Origin of the sequence: Pseudomonas sp. G34, assembly GCF_031119625.1 — a bacterium.
Classification (GTDB): Bacteria; Pseudomonadota; Gammaproteobacteria; order Pseudomonadales; family Pseudomonadaceae; genus Aquipseudomonas.
Genome location: NZ_JAVHZV010000004.1, coordinates 58340 through 77191, shown reverse-complemented (window position 1 = coordinate 77191; position 18852 = coordinate 58340). Strand labels below are relative to the sequence as shown.

Genomic DNA, 18852 nt, shown 5'->3' with positions numbered 1-18852 from the left:
ATGACGCTCTTTTCATCCACCGTTGCGATCACGGGGTGGTGGACGGGTCGGGCCGCGTAGGTGAAGCGTCAGCTACGCGCCCCGGTCCACCCTACGAACGACCGCTCCCGCCCCTTTTCAGCCATTACAGTCGTAGGCTGGACGACGCTTTATCCGTCCCGCAACGCAGAAAAAAGGGGCTGGTGCATACGCGCCAGCCCCTTTTCTTGCAGCTCGCCGCTTACAGCGCGCCGAACACTTTCTTCGCCAGGCTGGTGGCCGCCGCCGCCGGGTTTTCGCGGATGCTGGCTTCCTGCTTGGCGATCATCTCGAACAGGCCGTCGAGGGCCTGCTCGGTCACGTAGCTTTCGATATTGGCGCTCTTGGCGTCGAGCACGCCGAAAGTCGCTGCCTGGCCGGCGAAGCTGTTGTACTGCTTGGCCAGGCCGACCTGGTCGGTGGCCTGCTTGACGATGGGCAGGAACTTGGCGCGGATCTGCTCGCGGCTGCTCTTGTTCAGGTACTGGGTGGCCGAGTCCTGGGGGCCTGCGAGGATGCTCTTGGCGTCCTGCACGCTCATCTTCTTCACCGCATCGACCAGCAGCGCCTGGGCCTGGGGCACGGCGGCTTCGGCGGCCTTGTTCATGCTGGTTTCCAGCTGCTCGACCTGGGCGCCCATGCCCATCATCTTCATGGTCTTGGCGGCCTTGCCGAGTTTGCCGGGCAGCTCGATGCGCACGTCGGGGTTGTTGCTGAAGCCGCCGGGCTTGCCGAGCTGCTGCACGGCCACCTTGGCGCCCTGGGTGAGGGCATCCTTGAGGCCGCCGCTGGCGTCCTGCTGGCTGAGGTCGGCAAGCGACAGGGCGAACACGTTGGCCGACAGCAACAGGCCGGCGACGAGAGCGGGGATGCGGAGCATGGCGGTAACCTTCGAGCGGTGGAGATAGGCAGCGAGCTTAGCAGGCTGGGGCGGGGCGCGGCGAAGGTTGCGGGGAGGGAGAGGGCGGCACGCCCGTTGCGGGCGTGCCGATTCGGCGTTACTGGACTTCCAGGGCGGTCAGGCTTTCCAGGGTCAGGGCGCCGACGGCCAGGCCGTTGGCGGTCTGGAATTCGGTCAGCGCATCGAGGGTGCGCTTGCCGAGCTTGCCGTCGACGCGGCCTGGGTTGAAGCCACGCTTGACCAGGCTCTGCTGCAGGCGGGTAACCAGGTCGTCATTGATGTCCGGGTCGCAAATGGTCTGCCGCGAGACGATGCGCGCGGTGCCTTCGAAGCGGGTGACCTGCAGCTGGCGCTTCTCTTCCGGCAGGATGATCTGGTTGGCTTCCACCGGGCGTACCACTTCGGTGGAGGCGACCTTGGTGTATTCCGGATCCAGGGTGACTTCAACGGCCTGGGCCGGCTTGTCGACGATCCAGCGGGTCACGCTCTTGTACTGCGCGGGGTCGGTTTCCACCCGCACGGTTTCCGGCGAAACCAGCTTCTTGACCTTGACCACTTCCTGCTTGGCCGGCACCTGGCGGGCGCAGAAGGACATCGCACCGGTGCCAGTCGAATAGCGGGTGCCGGCGGCGCGGCACTGGTCGAGCACGGTCTTGGCTTCTTCGAGGGTCACGGTTTCCTTGACGTCCTGGTAGACGGCCGGCACCACGATGTAGCGCTTCACTTCCGGGCGGATCTTGACCTGCTCGGAGACCACCCGGTAGGTCGGCGGCTCGATGCGGTAGGTCTTGGTGCCCTCACGGGTGACCACCTGCTTGAAGCCCTTCTCGAGCTCGGCGGGGGTCACGGTGATCTTGTTGACCGAGTCCTTGACCACTACTTCCTGGGTGCTCTGCACCGGGCGCGGGCGCACCTGGGCATGCACCCAGCACTGGCCAGGCTGGATTTCGTATTCCTGGGGCTCGCGGGCTACCGGCGCGGCGGCGGGTGCCTCGCTCGGCGTGGCGGCGGCAACCGGCTGCGGCGCGGGTTGCGCGCTGGCGGGTGCGGCGACGGTCTGTTCTGCGACTGCAGCCGGTTGCGCCGGCTTTTCTTCTTTAGAGGTCGATACGGACGGTTGCATGGCGCAACCGGAAACTACGATCGCCAGTGATCCTAAAATGGTGTGATAACGCACGAAAATCCCTGCCCTAAGTGGCCCCAACGACGCATCTTAGGGGCTGTGGCGGCAAACCTCAATAACGCCCGGCGCACTCGGCGCCCCGATGAGATGGCCGGTGGCTCACAGCCCGTCGATCAGCTCCTCGCTGCGATCCATGGTCACCTGGCGGATCGACAGGCGAATCTCCGCCGGCAGCACGCGCTTGGCGGCGCCTTCGGCCAGCTCGGCGAAGGCCGGCGGGTGGCTGAGCTTGCCGGCTTCGTCCTGGCGCAGCACGCCCTGGTCGAGCAGCGTCTGGATGAAATGGCGGAACAGGCTCTTGTCGAAGAACTCCGGCGCGTTGAGCCCATGGAGGATCGACAGACGCTGGGCCATCACCGTGCACAGCTCCTCCAGCTCCTCGGCGCTGATGGTGTTCTGCCCGGCGTTGAGCAGCAGCGCGCTGGCCATGTAGAAGCGCTGCAGGGTCTGGGCGATGGCGCGCGACAGCAGGGTCAGCAGCACGAAGTTGCGCGAGCTCGGCGCCGGGCGCACGTACAGGTCGTTCTCCTGCTTGAGCAGGCCCTGCTCGACGAAGGCGGCGAGCCACTGGTCGACCACCTCGTCGAGTTCGTCATCGGCCCAGCGGATGTACAACTCGGACTGCAGGTACGGGTACAGGGCGTGGACGAAGCGCAGGATCTGCTCGCGGCTCATCCGCCCGCTGCTCTGGAAGAAGCTGGCGATCAGGCCGGGCAGGGCGAAGATGTGCAGCACGTTGTTGCGGTAGTAGGTCATCAGCACCGCGTTCTGCTCGTCCAGATAAAGGATGCGACCCAGGGCATCCTTCTGTTCGCAGAGCAGCTCCATGCCGCGCACGTGCTCGATCAGCGCCAGGCCGTCGCCTTCCGGTACCGTGGTGTGCGGCGAGTAGGGCACGCGGCGCAGCAGGCTCTGGTACAGGTCGAGAATGCGCACCAGGCCGCGCTCGTCCAGCGCCAGCTTGCTGGTCGACAGCAGCGCCAGGGCCACCAGGTTCACCGGGTTGATCGCCGCCGCTTCGTTGAGGCGTTGAACCACCCGTTCTCCCAGGCGATTGGTGGTTTCGTTGAGCCAGGCCGGGCGATAGTCGGGGCCGAGGCTCTGCTCACGCCAGTCCGGCTGCTGGGCATCGAGAAAGGCGTCGAGCTTGATCGGCTCGCCGAAGTTGACCCACACGTGACCGAAGCGCTGCTTGAGCGCGCCGATGACCTTGAAGATATCGAAGATCGATTCCTTCTTCTTGCTCGCCCCGCGCAGCTCGCCCAGGTAGGTGCGGCCTTCCAGTACGCGCTCGTAGCCGATGTACACCGGCACGAACACCACCGGCAGGCGATGGCTCTGCAGGTAGCTGCGCAGGGTGATGGCGAGCATGCCGGTCTTCGGCCGCAGCATGCGCCCGGTGCGCGAGCGGCCACCCTCGACGAAGTATTCGACCGGGTAGCCCTTGCTGATCAGGGTGTGCAGGTATTCGTTGAACACCGCGGTGTACAGCGGGTTGCCCTTGAAGGTGCGGCGCATGAAGAAGGCGCCACCGCGGCGCAGCAGGCCGCCTATGATCGGCATGTTGAGGTTGATGCCGGCGGCGATGTGCGGCGGCGTCAGGCCGTTGCGAAACAGCAGGTAGGAGAGCAGCAGGTAGTCGATGTGGCTGCGGTGGCAGGGCACGTAGATCACTTCGTGGCCCTGGGCTATGTCCTGCACGCCTTCGATGTGGTTGACCTTGATGCCGTCGTAGATCTTGTTCCAGAACCACGACAGGATCAGCTCGAGAAAGCGGATCGCCGTGTAGGTGTAGTCCGAGGCGATCTCGTTGCCATAGCGCAGGGCCAGGGCTTCGGCCTTGTCATGGGAGATCTTCTCGCGCTCGGCTTCATCGGCGATTGCCTGGCGCACTTGCGGGCCGTGTATCAGGCCCTTGACCAGGTTGCGGCGGTGCGACACGTCCGGGCCGATGACCGCGGCCTTCTGGTTGCGAAAGTGCACCCGCAGGATGCGATGCACCATGCGCAGGGTGCGCTCTTGACCCTTGTTCTGCTCGATCAGCTCGCGCAGCTGGATCGGCGTGGAGAACTGCACGCGGGTGGTGCGGCCCAGGATCAGGATGCTCACCAGCCGGCGCAGGCGGCCGGTCACCGCCCAGCTGTCGGCGAACAACAGCTTCCAGGGGCTGGTTTCGCGGTTGGGGGACTGCCCCCAGAACACGCTGACCGGAATGATCTGCGCCTGCTCGGCGGCCTCTTCGCTCAGGGCGGCGACCATGCGCTGCAGGGTTGGCGAAATACCGCGCTTGTCCTGGCGGCCGAGCCAGTCGGGCTCCGGCGTCAGGTAGAAGAACGCCGCCGGTTCGACCAGCTCGCCGACTGCCATGGGCAACACCGGGCGCGGCAGGTTGGCCTTGCTGCATTCGTGATCGAGCACCGCCAGGTCACTCACCGACGGCTGCTGCAGCACGTAGAACACCGGCTTGCTGCGGTCGAGCTTGAGGGTGAAGGCCGACTGATTGATGGTTTCCGAGCGCACCCACAGGTACAGCAGGCGGCGCAGGGTACCGAAGGCGAGGCGGCGAAGCGGGGAGCGGGTCATACGAAATCTGGCTGCGGCGACGAGCCGGAGCTCGGGGCCGCTAGTGTGCCGGATCGCCGCCCTGTCGGCAAAATCTTGTAAAAGTTGCCGTTTCGTTGCGAAAAGCCTGGTTGCAGGCGATCACTCGTTGGCGTGTTCGTCCTTTACCGCATTGATGAACGCCTGCATGGCCGATGACTGAATGCGGTGGCGGCGGGTAATCAGGCCGTAGGGCGGCAAGCGTGGCTCGAAGACGATCGGCAGGACCTTGAGCAGGTGCTTGCCGGGGTAGTCGTTGATCACCGACACCGGGGTGACGCCGATCATGTCGGTCTGCTGCAACAGCGACAGCAGAGTCATGATCGAGGTGGTCTCGACGATGCTGCTGGGAATGTCGACCCGCGCGTTGTGGAATGCCTGGTTGATGATCGTACGCATCGGGCTGGGATGCTGCTGCAGCACCCAGGTCATATCCTGCAGCTCGTGCCAGCTCAGCTTGCTGGCCCCGGCCATGGGATGCTGGGCGCCGGCCACCACGCACAGGGTTTCCTCGCCCAGGCTGTCGAACAGCAGGTCATCGGTACGCGCGCCGTCGGGAATCCGTCCCAGCACCACATCCAGCTGGTCCTGTTGCAGGGCCTGTACCAGCACGTCGCTGGTATCGACCTGGATGCTCATGGACAGCCGCGGGTGGCTCTTCTTCAGCGTGGCGATAGTGCGCGTCAGCAGGCCCGAGGCCAGGGCCGGAATGGCGCCGATGGTGACCCGCCCGAGGTTGCCCGATTCCAGCGCGGCGAACTCCTCGCGCATGCCCGACAGCTCGGCAAAGATCATCTTGGCGTAGTAGATCGCCGTTTCGCCGAAGGCCGTAGCGCGCATGCCGCGCGGCAGGCGTTCGAACAGCTCGACACCGAGCAGGCTTTCCGCCTCATGGAGCATCTTGGTGGCCGCCGGTTGGGTCATGCCGATCTCCTCGGCGGCGCGGCGCAGCGAGCCGAACTCCTGCAGGGCCAGCATCAGGCGTAGCTGGCGCAAGCGCAGGCGGCTGTGGATGATGCTGGCGTCAGGAATGCGGGACATGGCGCGGCTCGTGGCGGGGGCGTCGGCCAAGGGTGACAAGAAATCGCGGCGCTCGCCAGTCATCAGCGAGCGCCCCGTAGCCGTGGCCAGGAACAGCCCGGCCTGCTGACGATTACGAGACACGACGCGCGTGCCCCTGGCGGGTGCCGAGCAGCGCCTTGAGGACGCGGGCCAGCAATGGCCAGAACAGCATCAGCAGCGCGGCGGTAGTCAGGCTGCCGACCAGCGGGTTGGACCAGAAGATCGACAGCTGGCCATCGGAGAACAGCATCGACTGGCGGAACGCGTCTTCGGCCTTGTCGCCCAGCACTGCCGCGAGAATCAGCGGGGCGATGGGGTAGCCGAGCTTCTTGAACAGGTAGCCCAGGGCACCAAAGACCAGCATCAGGCCGACGTCGAACATCGAGTTGTGCACCGAGTAGGCGCCGATCGAACAGACCATGATGATGATCGGCGCGATGATCGAGAACGGAATGCGCAGGATCGAGGCGAACAGCGGCACGGTGGCCAGCACCACGATCAGGCTCACCACGTTGCCCAGGTACATGCTGGCGATCAGGCCCCAGACGAAGTCGTGCTGCTCGACGAACAGCGTCGGGCCGGGATGCAGGCCCCAGATCATCAGGCCGCCGAGCATCACTGCGGCGGTCGCCGAGCCGGGAATACCCAGGGTCAGCATCGGCAGCAGGGCGCTGGTGCCGGCGCTGTGGTCGGCAGTTTCCGGAGCGATCACGCCTTCCACTTCGCCCTTGCCGAAGTTGTCGCGGTTCTTCGAGAAGCGCCGCGCCAGGCTGTAGCTCATGAACGAGGCGGCGGTCGGCCCTCCCGGGGTGACGCCCATCCAGCAGCCGACCAGGGCGCTGCGCAGCCAGGTCAGCCAGTAGCGTGGCAGCTTGGCCCAAGTGCGCAGGATGGTCATCGGCGTGATGCGCGCGCGCTCGCCGCGAAACACCAGACCTTCCTCGACCGTGCAGAGAATCTCGCCAATCCCGAACAGACCGATCACCGCCACTTCGAAGCTCAGGCCCGAGAGCAGCCAAGGCTGGTCATAGGTCAGGCGCAGCTCGCCGGAAACGGTATCCATGCCGACGGCGGCCATGGCGAAACCGATCATCATTGCCACCACGGTCTTCAGTGGCGGGTTCTTGCTCATGCCGATGAAGGTGCAGAACGCCAACAGGTAGACGGCGAAGAACTCGGGCGAGCTGAACGCCATGGCGAACTCGGCAATGCGCGTGGACAGGAAGGTCAGCAGCAGCACGCCGACCAGCGCACCGAGCAACGCCGAGGTGAAGGCCGCAGTCAATGCTTCGCCGGCCTGGCCGTTGCGCGCCATGGGGTAGCCATCGAAGGTGGTCGCCACCGATGAGGGTTCACCGGGAATATTGAACAGGATCGAGGTGATCGAGCCGCCGAACAGCGCGCCCCAGTACATGCACGAGAGCAGGATGATCGCCGACACCGGCTCCATGGTGAACGTCAGTGGCAGCAGCAAGGCTACGCCATTGGGTGCGCCGAGGCCGGGCAGCACGCCGACGAGGATGCCGAGCAGCACGCCGATGACCATCAGGCCGATGTGATGCGGGGTCAGGATCAGGGCCATGCCCTGCATCAGGGAGTCGATTTCGCTCATCGCAGCGCTCCTCCGGCGACGGCCGCCAGGTCACCCAGCACACCGCTGTCGAGCGGCACCTTGAACCACAGGGCGAAGATCAGGTAGCTGGCCAGCGCAGCGCCGCAGGAAATCGCCGCCACGATGGGAATGCCGTACGGCGTGCTGCGCTGGCGGTCACGCCACATGAACCAGGCGATGAACACTGCCGAGGCCAGGTAGATACCGGTGAACGGCATGGCGGTGACGTACAGGACGATCGGTACGAACACCGCCAGCACCTGGCGGAACGCCTTGCGACCGACGAAGGTGGCATTCAGCGCCGGATTGCGCAGCAGCGCCAGAATCAGGTTGCCGACGCTGGCGGCGCTGAGCAGCAGGCCGATGTAGAAGGGAAAGTAACCGGCCTCGGGGCCGACATCGCCCCAGCCCATGCCGATCTCGACGGCGCCGACCATGACGACGGCGCCCAGTGCGGCGGTGAACAGTGCCAGGCCGATTTCCACCCAGCGGGTGGCGACCAGCGGCGTATCCGTGGTGTTGGACATGAGGATTTCCTCGCGGTGAACAGTACAACCCGGCGTCCAAGCGCCGGTCGGGAAGGGCGCGCGGTTTAGTCGCGCAGCCAGCCGGCTTCCTTGAACACCGGGATAACGCGCTCGCGATCCTTCTCGATGTAGCTCACCAGCTCGTCGCCGGAGAGGAAGGTCGGTGCCAGGGCCGAGCGTTCCACGTAGGTCTTGAATTCCGGTGTTTGGCTGACCTTGCGCAGCAGCTCGACGTAGAAGGCGCGCTGCTCGTCGGTGACGCCGCCGGGCAGGAACACGGTGCGCGGGAAACGGTACTGGTCGATGCCCAGGCCCTGCTCCTTGCAGGTCGGCACGTCGGCCCAGGACTGGGTCTCGGTCACCTTCTGGGTGTAGCCCATGCGCTCCTGGCTGAACACGCACAGTGGTACCACCTGGCCACCGCGCCATTGGCTGACGCTCTCGGCCGGGTTGTTGAAGTTGGCGGCGATGTGTTTGCCGGCCAGCTGCGTGGACGCCTCGCTGCCGCTTTTGAAGGGGATGTAGGTGAGCTTGGTGCCGGCCTGCTGGCCGAGCAGCAGCGATAGGGTCTGGTCGACGTCCTTGGACTGGCTGCCGCCAATGCGCATCTTGGCAGCATTCTTGGCCAGGGCGGTCTTGAACGAGGCAGCGTCCTTCCAGGGCGCGCCCTGATAGGTCCAGAGTATGAAGTCATCTTCGGCCACCGCAGCGACCGGGGTGAGATCGGTCCATTGATAGCCCAGCTTGGCCACTAGCGGCAGCAGGTAGACGTTGTTGGTGCCGATCACCAGTTTGTTGGCGTCGCCCTCGGCCAATTTCATTTCCAGGAAAGCTTCGGCGCCATTGCCACCGCCCTTGTTGAACACCACGGTGTTGACGTCGAGCAGCTTGTGCTGAGTGATTGCCGACTGGATCACCCGGCCGAGCTGATCGGTACCACCACCGGGGCCGCCGGCCACGACGATCTCCACGTTCTTTTCGGGTTTCCAGTCCGCCACGGCGGGCAGTGGCGCGGTGCAGAACAGGGCGGCAAGCAGGGCGGGAACATGACGCGTACGGGGGCTGTACATGGGGCTACCTCATTGTTGTCGTTCTTGTGGGTTGCCCGGAGTGTGCGAAGGGTGTCGATAAGCGTCTACTCAAAAGAACTGATACTCCGATAGCTTCAGGTTATCTCTGCACAGCTCGTGTAGCGATAACTCCAGGCTATGTCCGTATGAGAAGCTTTGATTAGACGGTTATCGTTGGCCGGGCCGATAGTTCATTCGGCCCGGCTGACCGCCAGTCGCCCGCTACTACAAAAACAACAACACAGAGGTACTCCCATGGCTCAGGCTCAACCTGTCGCCCTGCCGGCGCACACCCCCTCGGCCAGTGTTCTGGTCAGCAAACCTTCCCGGGTGCGCTGGCGCATCTTCACCATCATCTTCGCCCTCACCGTGATCAATCTGATCGACCGGGTTTCCCTGTCCATCGCCATGCCGGTGATCGCCGGCGAATTCAGCCTCAGCCCGAGCATGCAGGGGCTGATCCTCAGCAGCTTCTTTTGGGCCTATGCGCTGTTGCAGATTCCCGGCGGCTGGCTGATCGACCGCTATGGCCCGCGCCGGGTGATTGGCTGGTCGACCGGCCTGTGGGGCGCCTTCCAGACCCTCGCCGCGTTCGCCACCGGCGGCCTGTCGCTGATGTTCGCCCGCGTGGCGCTGGGCGCTGCCGAAGCGCCGCTGTTCCCGGCCGGCGGCAAGCTCAATTCGTTGTGGCTGGGCAGCGGTGAACGCAGCCGCGGCGCGGTGCTGATGGACTGCGGTGGGCCGCTGGGCGTGGCCCTGGGCGGGCTGATCATCGCCTACCTGATCGCCGTACTGGGCTCCTGGCGCACCGCCTTCTTCATCGCCGGTATCGCCACGCTCGCCATGGCCTGGCTGGCCTGGCACTACTTGCGCGATAACCCCGCCGAGCACCCTGATGTCAACGACGCCGAGCTCGCCGTGATCAACGAAGGTCGGGTGGTGAGCATGGCCGAAGCGGCCAAGCAGACCGTGCGCGGCCTGGGCATCGCCCGTCGCTCGCTAACCGGCATCCTGCTCGGCCGCGCCAGCTGGGCCATGGTGTTCTTCGGTCTGCTGACCTGGGGGCCAAGCTATCTGGCCCAGGCCCGTGGCTTCGACATCAAGGGCATCGGCGCCGCCACCTTCGTGATCTTCCTGTGCGGTGCTGCGGGTTCGCTGACCGGCGGCTTTCTCTGTGATCGGCTGATCGCCAAGGGCGTACGCCGAGGCCTGGCAGCCAAGAGCCTGCTGGCCTTCTCTGGCCTGGTCGCGCTGGGCGCCTTTTTGCTGCTGCCGAGCCTGACCGATCCGTACCTGGCCGTCGGCCTGCTGTCACTGACCGCGTTCTTCCTGATGTGGGGCAGCCTGTACTGGAGTTTCCCGGCGCTGTTGGCCTCACCGGCACGGGTCGGCCTGATCGGCGGCGTGATGAACATGGCCGGCAGCCTCGGCGGTATCGCCGTGCCGATCCTGGTGGGGCTGCTGTTGCAACATGCCGGTGGTTACGCCGCGGTGCTGGGTTTCTTTGCGCTGTGCTCGGGGCTGTTCATCGTCGGCACCCTGCTGATCTCCCTGGACAAAACCGAGGTGGCCCATGGCTGATCTCTACGACGGGCCGATCATCGACGCCCATCATCATTTCTGGGACCCGCAGCGTAACCATCATCCCTGGTTGTCGGGAGCGGAGAACATTCCCTTTCGCTATGGCGACTACAGCGCCATCAAACGGCCCTATTACCCGGACGACTACATGGCCGATGCCGGCGAGCACCAGGTGGTGGCCACCGTGTATGTGGAAACCGAGTGGGACCCGCGTGACCCGATTGGCGAAACGGCTTTCATCCACGACGTCGCCCTGCGCTATGGCGCGCCCAATGCGGTGGTTGCCCAGGCCTGGCTGGATGCGCCGGATGCCGCTCAGGTGCTCGCCGCCCAGGCGAAGTTTCAGCGCGTGCGCAGCGTGCGCCACAAGCCCGGCGGGCCTGCTTCGCCGGATCAGGTCGGCCGCTCGCGCACCTTGATGAGCGATGAAGGCTGGCGTCGTGGCTACACCGAGCTGGCGCGCCACGGCCTGCACTTCGACCTGCAGACGCCCTGGTGGAACCTGCCCGAAGCCATCGAGCTGGCCCACGATTTCCCCGGCACCCAGCTGATTCTCAACCACGCTGGGCTGCCGTCGGATCGCAGCGAGCAGGGCCTGGCCGGCTGGCATGCCGCCATGGCGCAATTGGCCAGCTGCGCAAACGTGGCGGTGAAGGTGTCCGGCATCGGCTTGCCGGGCCGGCGCTGGTGCGTTGAAGACAACGCCTGGATCGTGCGCGAAACCATCGCCATGTTCGACGCCGAGCGGGTGATGTTCGCCAGCAACTTTCCGGTCGACAGCCTGTGCGGCTCGTTCGACGACATCTATGGCGGCTTCAAGCGCATCGTCGCCGACCTGCCACGCCAGCAGCAGCAACAGCTTTTTCACGACAATGCGCGGCGCCTGTACCGCACCGTGCCGGACGTCATTCGCATTCCGGACGCATCTTCCGACCTGAGGACAACCGCATGAGCAACTCGACCCTTCCCCGCCTGGCCATGGTGCTGGGCGACCCCGCCGGCATCGGCCCCGAGCTGATCGCCCGCCTGCTCGCCGAGCCCGAGGTGCGCCGCAAGGCCCAGGTACTGCTGATCGCCGACGAGGCTGAAGTACGCCGCGGCATGGACATCGCTGGCCAGTCGTTCCCGTACCGGCTCATCGAGTCGACCGATAACCTGAGTTTCGTCGACGACACGCCGCTGCTACTGCCGTTTCGCGGCCGTGCCCAGGGCGCCTTCCCGCGCAGCGAAGCCAGCGTGATCGGCGGCCAGTACAGCCTCGACACTCTCGAACAGGCGCTGCGCCTGACCGCTGACGGAAAAACCGACGCCATCCTGTTCGGCCCGCTGAACAAGACCTCGCTGCACATGGCCGGCATGGGCCACAGCGACGAGCTGCACTGGTTCGCCGAATACCTCGGCTTCGACGGCCCGTTCTGCGAATTCAACGTGCTCGACAACCTGTGGACCTCGCGGGTGACCTCCCACGTGGCCCTGGCCGAGGTGCCCGGCTTGCTCAGCCAGCAGCGGGTGGTGCAGGCGATCGAGCTGATCGACACCGCGCTCAAACGCAACGGTCTGGAAAAGCCGCGCATCGGCGTCTGCGGCCTCAACCCGCACAACGGCGACAACGGCAGCTTCGGCCGCGAGGAGCTGGACATCATCGGCCCGGCGGTGGAGCAGGCTCGCGCGCAGGGTATCGAGGCCATCGGCCCGTACCCGGGCGACACCATCTTTCTCAAGGTGCAGGGCGACAGCCAGGCCTTCGATGCGGTGGTGACCATGTACCACGACCAGGGCCAGATCGCGATCAAGCTGATGGGCTTCTCCCGTGGCGTGACGGTGCAGGGCGGCCTGCCCATCCCGATCACCACGCCGGCGCATGGTACGGCGTTCGATATCGCCGGGCAGGGCAAGGCCAATGTCGGCGCGACCCGTCAGGCCTTCGAGATCGCCTGTCGGATGGGCAGCCGACAACGGGGCTGATCCCGCGCTTTTCCAAGAACAACAATAACAAGGAGCCAGCCATGACTATCGATCACAACCGCCGGCAGCCATGGCTGCCCGGCTTCGGGGGAGGTGTGTGCTCATGCGCCTGCTAACCCTGCTGTTATCCCGCCTGTTCGAGGGCATCGTGGTGTTCTGCATGTTCACCATGGTGACCCTGATTTTCGTCAATGTGGTGCTGCGTTACGGCTTCAACTCCGGCATCGCCCTGTCGGATGAAGGTGCACGCTACCTGTTCGTGTGGCTGACCTTCATCGGTGCGGTGATCGCCCTGCGCGACAACACTCACCTGGGCATCGACCTGTTCTTCCGTCGCCTGCCGGTCTTTGCCCAGCGCTGCTGTGCAGTGCTCGCCGAGCTGCTGATGCTGTTCTGTTGTGGGCTGTTCCTGGTCGGCAGCGTCAAGCAGACGCTGATCAACATGGACAACCTTTCGCCGGTGGCCGGCCTGCCGCTGGGCTGGATGTACGCCGCGGGTGTGGTGTGCAGTCTGGCCATGGGCGCGATCATCCTCAGCCGCCTGTTCCAACTCCTGTTCCGCCATGCCGACCCGCTGCGCAGCGTAGCGGGCGAGGGTGACGGCGCGGTGATTTCCGAGGGCTCGAAATGACCATTCTGGTTTTTCTCGGCTCCCTGCTGGGCGCCATGGCCATGCGTATTCCGGTGGCCTTCGCGCTGATGCTGGCCGGCGTCGCGCTGATGATTCAGCTCGACACCTTCGATGCGCAGATCCTCGCGCAGAACCTGATCAGCGGCGCCGACAGCTTCCCACTGCTGGCAATTCCCTTCTTCATGCTGGCCGGCGAGTTGATGAACGCCGGTGGTCTGTCGCGACGCATCGTCGCGCTGCCCATGGCCCTGGTCGGCCACATGCGCGGCGGCCTGGGTTTCGTGGCGATCATCGCGGCTATCGTCATGGCGTCGCTGTCCGGCTCGGCCGTGGCCGATACCGCTGCGGTGGCGGCGATGCTGATGCCGATGATGCGCAAGGCGGGCTACGACCCCAACCGCTCGGCCGGGCTGATCGCCGCGGGGGGCATCATCGCGCCGATCATCCCGCCATCGATCCCGCTGGTAGTGTTCGGCGTCGCCGGTGGCGTGTCGATCACCAAGCTGTTCATGGCCGGCATCGTGCCGGGGCTGATGATGGGCCTGGCGCTGTGGGGCACCTGGTGGTGGCTGGCGCGGCGCAGCGACCTGCCGGTAGGCAAGAAGGCCTCGCGCGCCGAAGTGCTTCGGGCACTACGTGACGGCATCTGGGCGTTGATGCTGCCGGTGCTGATTATCGGGGGGTTGAAGCTGGGCATCTTCACGCCCACCGAGGCCGCCGCCGTGGCTGCGGTCTACGCGCTGTTCGTGTCGCTGTTCGTCTACCGCGAGTTGAAGTTGCGCGAGTTGTATCAGGTGTTTCTCGATGCCGGTCGCACCACGGCGGTGGTGATGTTCCTGGTCGCGGCGGCGCTGGTGTCGTCCTGGCTGATGACCATCGCCGAGCTGCCGATGCTGGTCAGCGACCTGCTCGAGCCCCTTATCGACCGGCCGCAACTGCTGCTGGTAGTGATCATGGCGATCGTGCTGGTGGTCGGTACCACCATGGACCTGATGCCCATCGTGCTGATCCTCACGCCGGTGTTCATGCCGGTGATCAAGCTCGCCGGTATCGACCCGGTGTACTTCGGCATCCTGTTCATCCTCAACACTTCCATCGGCCTGATCACCCCGCCCGTGGGCAACGTGCTCAGCGTGATGAGCGGCGTCGGCAAGGTACCACTCGATGGCGTGATGCGTGGGGTGCTTCCGTTCCTGTTCGCGCACCTGACTGTGCTGGCGCTGCTGATCATCTTCCCCCAACTGGTGATGACGCCCATGCGCTGGTTCCTGCCTTGAATGTTCCTGTTCACTCACAGCAAGGAAGTAACGATGAAAAACAACAACAAAGGACTTCGTACCCTGGGCTGCCTGTTGCTGCTGGGCTGCTCCGTTCTGCAGGCCCAGGCGGCCACCACGCTGCGTTTCGGTTTCGCCGGTTCGGACAGCGACACCCAGAGCCTGGCCGCCAAGGAGTTCTCCCAGCGGGTCAAGGATGGCAGCAACGGTGAGCTGGTGGTACGCGCCTACGGCAACAGCATGCTGGGCAACGACCAGGCGATGATCGCCGGTGTGCGTGGCGGCACCATCGACCTGGAAATGTCCGGTACGCCCAATTTCAGTGGCCTGACCCCACGCATGTCGGTACTCGACCTGCCGTTCGTGTTCGCCGACAGCGCCCATGCCTATCGGGTGCTCGATGGCCAGATCGGCCAGCAGTTGCTCGACGGCCTAGCCGAGCACAACCTCAAGGGCCTGGCTTATTGGGAAGTGGGCTTTCGCGACATCACCAACTCGCGCAAGCCGGTGCGCGTGCCCGAGGATGTCAAGGGCCTGAAGATCCGCACTTCCAGCAACCCGGCGCAGATCGAGGCCTTCCGCCTGCTCGGCGCCAACCCGCAGCCGCTGCCGCTGGCCGAGCTGTACAACGCCCTGGAAATGAAGGCCGTCGATGCCCAGGAGCACCCGCTTAGCATCACCTGGTCGTCGGGCTTCTACGAGGTGCAGAAGTACCTGTCGCAGACCCACCACGCCTACACCGCGCTGGTGCTGGTGATGAACAAACAGAAATTCGACGCCCTGCCGGCCGAGCAGCAGACGGTGCTGGTGGACGCGGCCCGCGCCGCCGGCCAGGCGCAGCGCCGGATGAATGCCGAGAACGACAGCAAGTACCTGGCCGAACTGGCCGAGAAGGGCATGCAGATCGAGCCCAAGGTCGACCGCGAAGCCTTCCGCCAGGCGGTTTCCCAGCCGGTGCGCGACACCTTCATCAAACAGCACGGCAGCCAGCTGCTGGACGCCATCGACGCCTTGCGCTGAACCCATCAACCCGGCGGCGCCCGGTGCGCCGCTTCGAGGAATCGAGATCATGAGTCAGGAAATTCTGCTGCTGGTGCAGAAATGCGCCCACACCTTCAGCTTCTACGACGTCGAGAGCGGTGACGCGATCAAGCATATCCGCCTGCCGGACTTCCCTCACGAGTTCGTGGTGGATTCGCAGAACCGCTTCGCCTACGTCGGCCACTACGGCATCGAAACCTCCAGCCACGAAGGCGAGGGCGGCTGCTCGGTGTTCGTCATCGATCTGCAAAAGGCCGAGCACGTGCGCACCCTGAGCATCTGGCCGTTCCGTCGCCCCCATGGCCTGGCGATGGACGAGCAGGATCGTCTCTACGTGCTCAGCGAAGGCAACTCGACCCTGCTGATCTTCGACCAGCCGCACCTCAAGGACACCCCGGATCGCGCCATTCCCTCCGGCGGCTACAAGAGCCACCTGGTGGCGCTGACCCGCAGTGGCGAAACCGCCTTCGCCCTCAACCTGTTGAGCAACACCATCACCCGTTTGAAACCGCAGGATCCGACCATCGCGCCAGTTCCGCTGCAGCCGGGCAGCATGCCCGAGGGTAACTGTTACAGCGCCGACGAGCGCACCTTGTACGTCGCTACCCGTGGCGACAACGGCATCGTCGCCGTGGATGTCGAAACGCTGCAAGTGACCCGCCGCGGCCGTACCGGCGCCGACCCGACACGCATCTACCGCGACCGGCAGGATCGCCTGTACGTGACCAACTACGCCGAGCACTCGATTTCCGTGTTCAACGCCGAGCTGGAGGAAATCCACCGCATCGAGCTGGACACCCACGCCATCGCCATGAGCCTGCACCCGACCCGCGACCTGGCCTTCGTCACGCTCAAGGATCAACGCGTCGGCATGCTCGACCTCAACACCTACAGCTTCCTTCGCTACTTCCACACCCTGCTCGAGCCGGATGTATCCCAGGTCATCGTGCGCTGAAATCCCGTCCTTTCGGAGAACAACAAGATGAACAAGGCATTCACTCGCACCCTGGCCGCCCTCGGTTTGGCCCTGCTGCTGCCGGGCCTCGCCGCCCACGCCGAGGAGCGCAGCTTCAAACTCAGCGCCGGCGACCCCGTTGATGCGCCTGGCCCACAGGGTGCCAAGCTGTTTGCCGAGCACCTGAAGGCATCGAGCGGCGGCACCCTCAACGTCAAGGTGTTCCCCTCGGCGATGATCGGCAACGACGTGCAGATGCTCGGCGCCCTGCCGGCCGGCACGGTCGAGTTCGCCCTGGTCGGCGCGCCGACACTGGTCGGTTTGGTCAAGGAGTTTGGCGTGCTCGACCTGCCGTATCAGTTCAATTCGCCGGCCGAAGTGGACGCGATGCTCGATGGCCCCATGGGCCAGCAACTGCTGGCCAAGCTGGAAGAGAAGGGCCTGGTCGGTCTGGGCTTCTGGGAAATCGGCTTTCGCAACCTGACCAACAGCAAGCGCCCCATCGAGAAATGGGAAGATCTCAAGGGCCTGAAGATCCGCACCGTGCAGAGCCCGATCTTCCGTACCTTTTTCGAGCACCTGGGCGCCAACGCTCAGCCGATGCCGATCAACGAGGTATTCGGTGCCCTGGAAATGCACGCCATCGATGGCCAGGAAAACCCCATCTCGCTGATCGCCACCCAGCGTTTCAACGAGGTGCAGAAGTACCTGACCCTGAGCGAGCACATTTACACCGCCTACGTGCTGCTGATGAGCAAGAAGACCTGGGACTCGCTCGACGATGCCCAGCGTGCTCAGGTACGCCAGGCCGCCGAGCAGGCGCGAGGCGAACAGCGTGCCATCGCCCGCAAGGCCAACCAGGACAAGCTGGCCGAACTCAAGGACGCCGGCATGCAAGTCAATGCCCTGAGCGACGAACAGCGCCAGCGCTTCGTCGAGCAAGCCAAGGTGGTCACCGAGCAGGTGAGTGGCAGTATCGATGCCGATTTCGTCAGCGCCTGGCAGGCTGAACTGCAGCGTTTGCGCGGCGCCAACTGAGATGCCCGAGTGCCTGCACCAGCGCCTCGGCCTGCCCTACGCGGCCAGCGGGCAGCGGCTGATTGATGCCCATCATCACCTGTGGAACCTCGACAGCCACCGCTACCCCTGGTTGCAGAACGAGGTCGACCCGGGCTTCTTTCTCGGCGACTACGCGCCGCTGCGGCGCAACTACCTGCCCGAGGATTACCTGGCCGACAGCGCCGCCCAGCGGGTGCTGGCCACGGTGCACTGCGAGGCCGAGCACGAGCGCGCCGATCAGGTGGCGGAAACCCGCTGGATACACGAGCAACATGCGCGCTATGGCTTTCCCAATGCGGTGGTCGCGCATGTCTGGTTTCACCGCCCGGAATGCGAGGAGGTGCTCGGCCGGCATCTGGAGTTTCCCCTGCTGCGCGGCATTCGCAGCAAGCCGTTGACGGCCTCGTGCCCCGAGCTGGCCGCCAGCGTGCGCGGCCAGAGCGGCAGCATGCAGGACGAGGCCTGGCTGCGCGGCTTCGCGTTGCTGGCCAGGCACGGGTTGTCCTGGGATTTGCGCGTGCCGTACTGGCACCTGCAGGAAGCCGCCGAGGTGGCGGCGGCCTTTCCCGAGGTGCCCATCGTGCTCAATCACATGGGCTTCCCCTGGGATCGCAGCCCGGCTGGCCTCGAAGGCTGGCGCGCCGGCATGGCCGCGCTGGCGGCGCAGCCGAATGTCAGCGTGAAGGTCTCCGAACTGGGCCTGCGGGACGTCCCCTGGACGCTGGAAGGCAACCGCGGGGTGATCGAAGAAACCCTGTCGCTGTTCGGCATCGAGCGTTGCCTGTTCGCCAGCAATTACCCGGTGGCGGGCTTGCGTATCGGTTATGGCGAGCTGGTCACCGCGTTCAATAGCGTGCTGGCGAGCTATGACGACGCGCAGCGCGACGCGTTCTTCTGGCGTAACGCAAAGAATTTCTATCGGCTCGAGCTGGGGGATTAGCCCTGAATCAAGGGCGACTGTGCGACCGCGCATCCTCTGAGTTTTCTCACTCCTCCCGTCAGGCTATCGGCCTGATGAAGGAGGCGTTTGCCTGGCATTCAACGACCCCATTCGGGAATCCATTGCCCTTAGAGGGTGATAACGCACCGACATGCTTTCTCGCTCAAGGCATTTCCTGTGGTTATCACTGAATGCGCATAAGTGATTATTCGTCGCCAAATGTGATGGTTAGAGTCGGCGGCAACAGGCAGCGCTGGCTGTCTCGATAAACCTATAAAAAGCCCGCCTTGACTCTTCGCAAGGCGATCACCGGCAAAGAAGGAGCAAGCATGACAACCCGACTATCGTGTGTGGCCCTGGCTTGCGCCAGCCCGCGAGGCCATCTGCAGCTCCTGCCCTTTTCGATCCACCACCTCACTCGTCCCTCAA

16 protein-coding genes are annotated in these 18852 nt (G+C 64.9%); 9 read left to right on the top strand and 7 right to left on the bottom strand.

All coding sequences use genetic code 11. The features are described from left to right. Positions 1–220: 220 nt before the first annotated feature. The 7 genes from QYS36_RS02890 to QYS36_RS02860 all read right to left on the bottom strand — a co-directional run bounded on the left by QYS36_RS02890 (position 221) and on the right by QYS36_RS02860 (position 8974). On the bottom strand, positions 221–898 hold the full coding sequence (locus QYS36_RS02890) for a DUF4197 domain-containing protein (protein WP_308838070.1): 678 nt from the start codon (positions 896–898) through the stop codon (positions 221–223). A 118-nt stretch (positions 899–1016) separates the two neighbouring features. Further along, positions 1017–2042 carry a peptidoglycan-binding domain-containing protein gene (locus QYS36_RS02885; protein WP_308838069.1) on the bottom strand — a complete coding sequence of 342 codons (1026 nt, stop codon included), beginning with the start codon at positions 2040–2042 and terminating at the stop codon, positions 1017–1019. A gap of 159 nt (positions 2043–2201) precedes the next feature. Next, positions 2202–4685 carry a glycerol-3-phosphate 1-O-acyltransferase PlsB gene (gene plsB, locus QYS36_RS02880; RefSeq protein WP_308838068.1) on the bottom strand — a complete coding sequence of 828 codons (2484 nt, stop codon included), beginning with the start codon at positions 4683–4685 and terminating at the stop codon, positions 2202–2204. Between the two features lie 120 nt (positions 4686–4805). Continuing rightward, complete coding sequence (locus QYS36_RS02875) at positions 4806–5744, bottom strand: LysR family transcriptional regulator (protein ID WP_308838096.1); 939 nt, start codon at positions 5742–5744, stop codon at positions 4806–4808. 112 nt (positions 5745–5856) lie between these two features. Continuing rightward, positions 5857–7377 carry a tripartite tricarboxylate transporter permease gene (locus tag QYS36_RS02870; RefSeq protein ID WP_308838067.1) on the bottom strand — a complete coding sequence of 507 codons (1521 nt, stop codon included), beginning with the start codon at positions 7375–7377 and terminating at the stop codon, positions 5857–5859. Beyond that, positions 7374–7904 carry a tripartite tricarboxylate transporter TctB family protein gene (locus tag QYS36_RS02865; RefSeq protein ID WP_308838066.1) on the bottom strand — a complete coding sequence of 177 codons (531 nt, stop codon included), beginning with the start codon at positions 7902–7904 and terminating at the stop codon, positions 7374–7376. Before QYS36_RS02865 ends, QYS36_RS02870 begins: the two co-directional genes overlap by 4 nt. Positions 7905–7969: 65 nt before the next feature. Next, on the bottom strand, positions 7970–8974 hold the full coding sequence (locus QYS36_RS02860) for a tripartite tricarboxylate transporter substrate binding protein (protein WP_308838065.1): 1005 nt from the start codon (positions 8972–8974) through the stop codon (positions 7970–7972). A gap of 255 nt (positions 8975–9229) precedes the next feature. Between QYS36_RS02860 and QYS36_RS02855 the strand changes: the two genes are divergently transcribed. From QYS36_RS02855 to QYS36_RS02815, 9 genes are all read left to right on the top strand, one after another. Next, positions 9230–10555 carry an MFS transporter gene (locus QYS36_RS02855; RefSeq protein WP_308838064.1) on the top strand — a complete coding sequence of 442 codons (1326 nt, stop codon included), beginning with the start codon at positions 9230–9232 and terminating at the stop codon, positions 10553–10555. Then, complete coding sequence (locus QYS36_RS02850; protein ID WP_308838063.1) at positions 10548–11507, top strand: amidohydrolase; 960 nt, start codon at positions 10548–10550, stop codon at positions 11505–11507. The genes QYS36_RS02855 and QYS36_RS02850 overlap by 8 nt, the downstream gene beginning before the upstream one ends. After that, on the top strand, positions 11504–12520 hold the full coding sequence (locus QYS36_RS02845) for a 4-hydroxythreonine-4-phosphate dehydrogenase PdxA (RefSeq protein WP_308838062.1): 1017 nt from the start codon (positions 11504–11506) through the stop codon (positions 12518–12520). The genes QYS36_RS02850 and QYS36_RS02845 overlap by 4 nt, the downstream gene beginning before the upstream one ends. Before the next feature lie 103 nt (positions 12521–12623). Then, positions 12624–13151: a TRAP transporter small permease gene (locus QYS36_RS02840; RefSeq protein ID WP_308838061.1), complete on the top strand. Its 528-nt coding sequence runs from the start codon at positions 12624–12626 to the stop codon at positions 13149–13151. Next, positions 13148–14428, top strand: coding sequence for a TRAP transporter large permease subunit (locus tag QYS36_RS02835; protein ID WP_308838060.1), 1281 nt, complete (start codon positions 13148–13150; stop codon positions 14426–14428). The genes QYS36_RS02840 and QYS36_RS02835 overlap by 4 nt, the downstream gene beginning before the upstream one ends. 33 nt (positions 14429–14461) lie before the next feature. Then, complete coding sequence (locus QYS36_RS02830) at positions 14462–15448, top strand: TRAP transporter substrate-binding protein (protein ID WP_308838059.1); 987 nt, start codon at positions 14462–14464, stop codon at positions 15446–15448. 49 nt (positions 15449–15497) lie between these two features. Then, on the top strand, positions 15498–16424 hold the full coding sequence (locus QYS36_RS02825) for a YncE family protein (RefSeq protein WP_308838058.1): 927 nt from the start codon (positions 15498–15500) through the stop codon (positions 16422–16424). 27 nt (positions 16425–16451) lie between these two features. After that, positions 16452–17462 (top strand): TRAP transporter substrate-binding protein, encoded by a 1011-nt coding sequence (locus tag QYS36_RS02820; RefSeq protein WP_308838057.1) that lies wholly within the window; start codon positions 16452–16454, stop codon positions 17460–17462. A 1-nt stretch (position 17463) separates the two neighbouring features. Beyond that, entirely contained in the window at positions 17464–18423 is a 960-nt protein-coding gene (locus tag QYS36_RS02815) for an amidohydrolase family protein (protein WP_308838056.1), read from the top strand. Positions 18424–18852 lie beyond the last annotated feature (429 nt).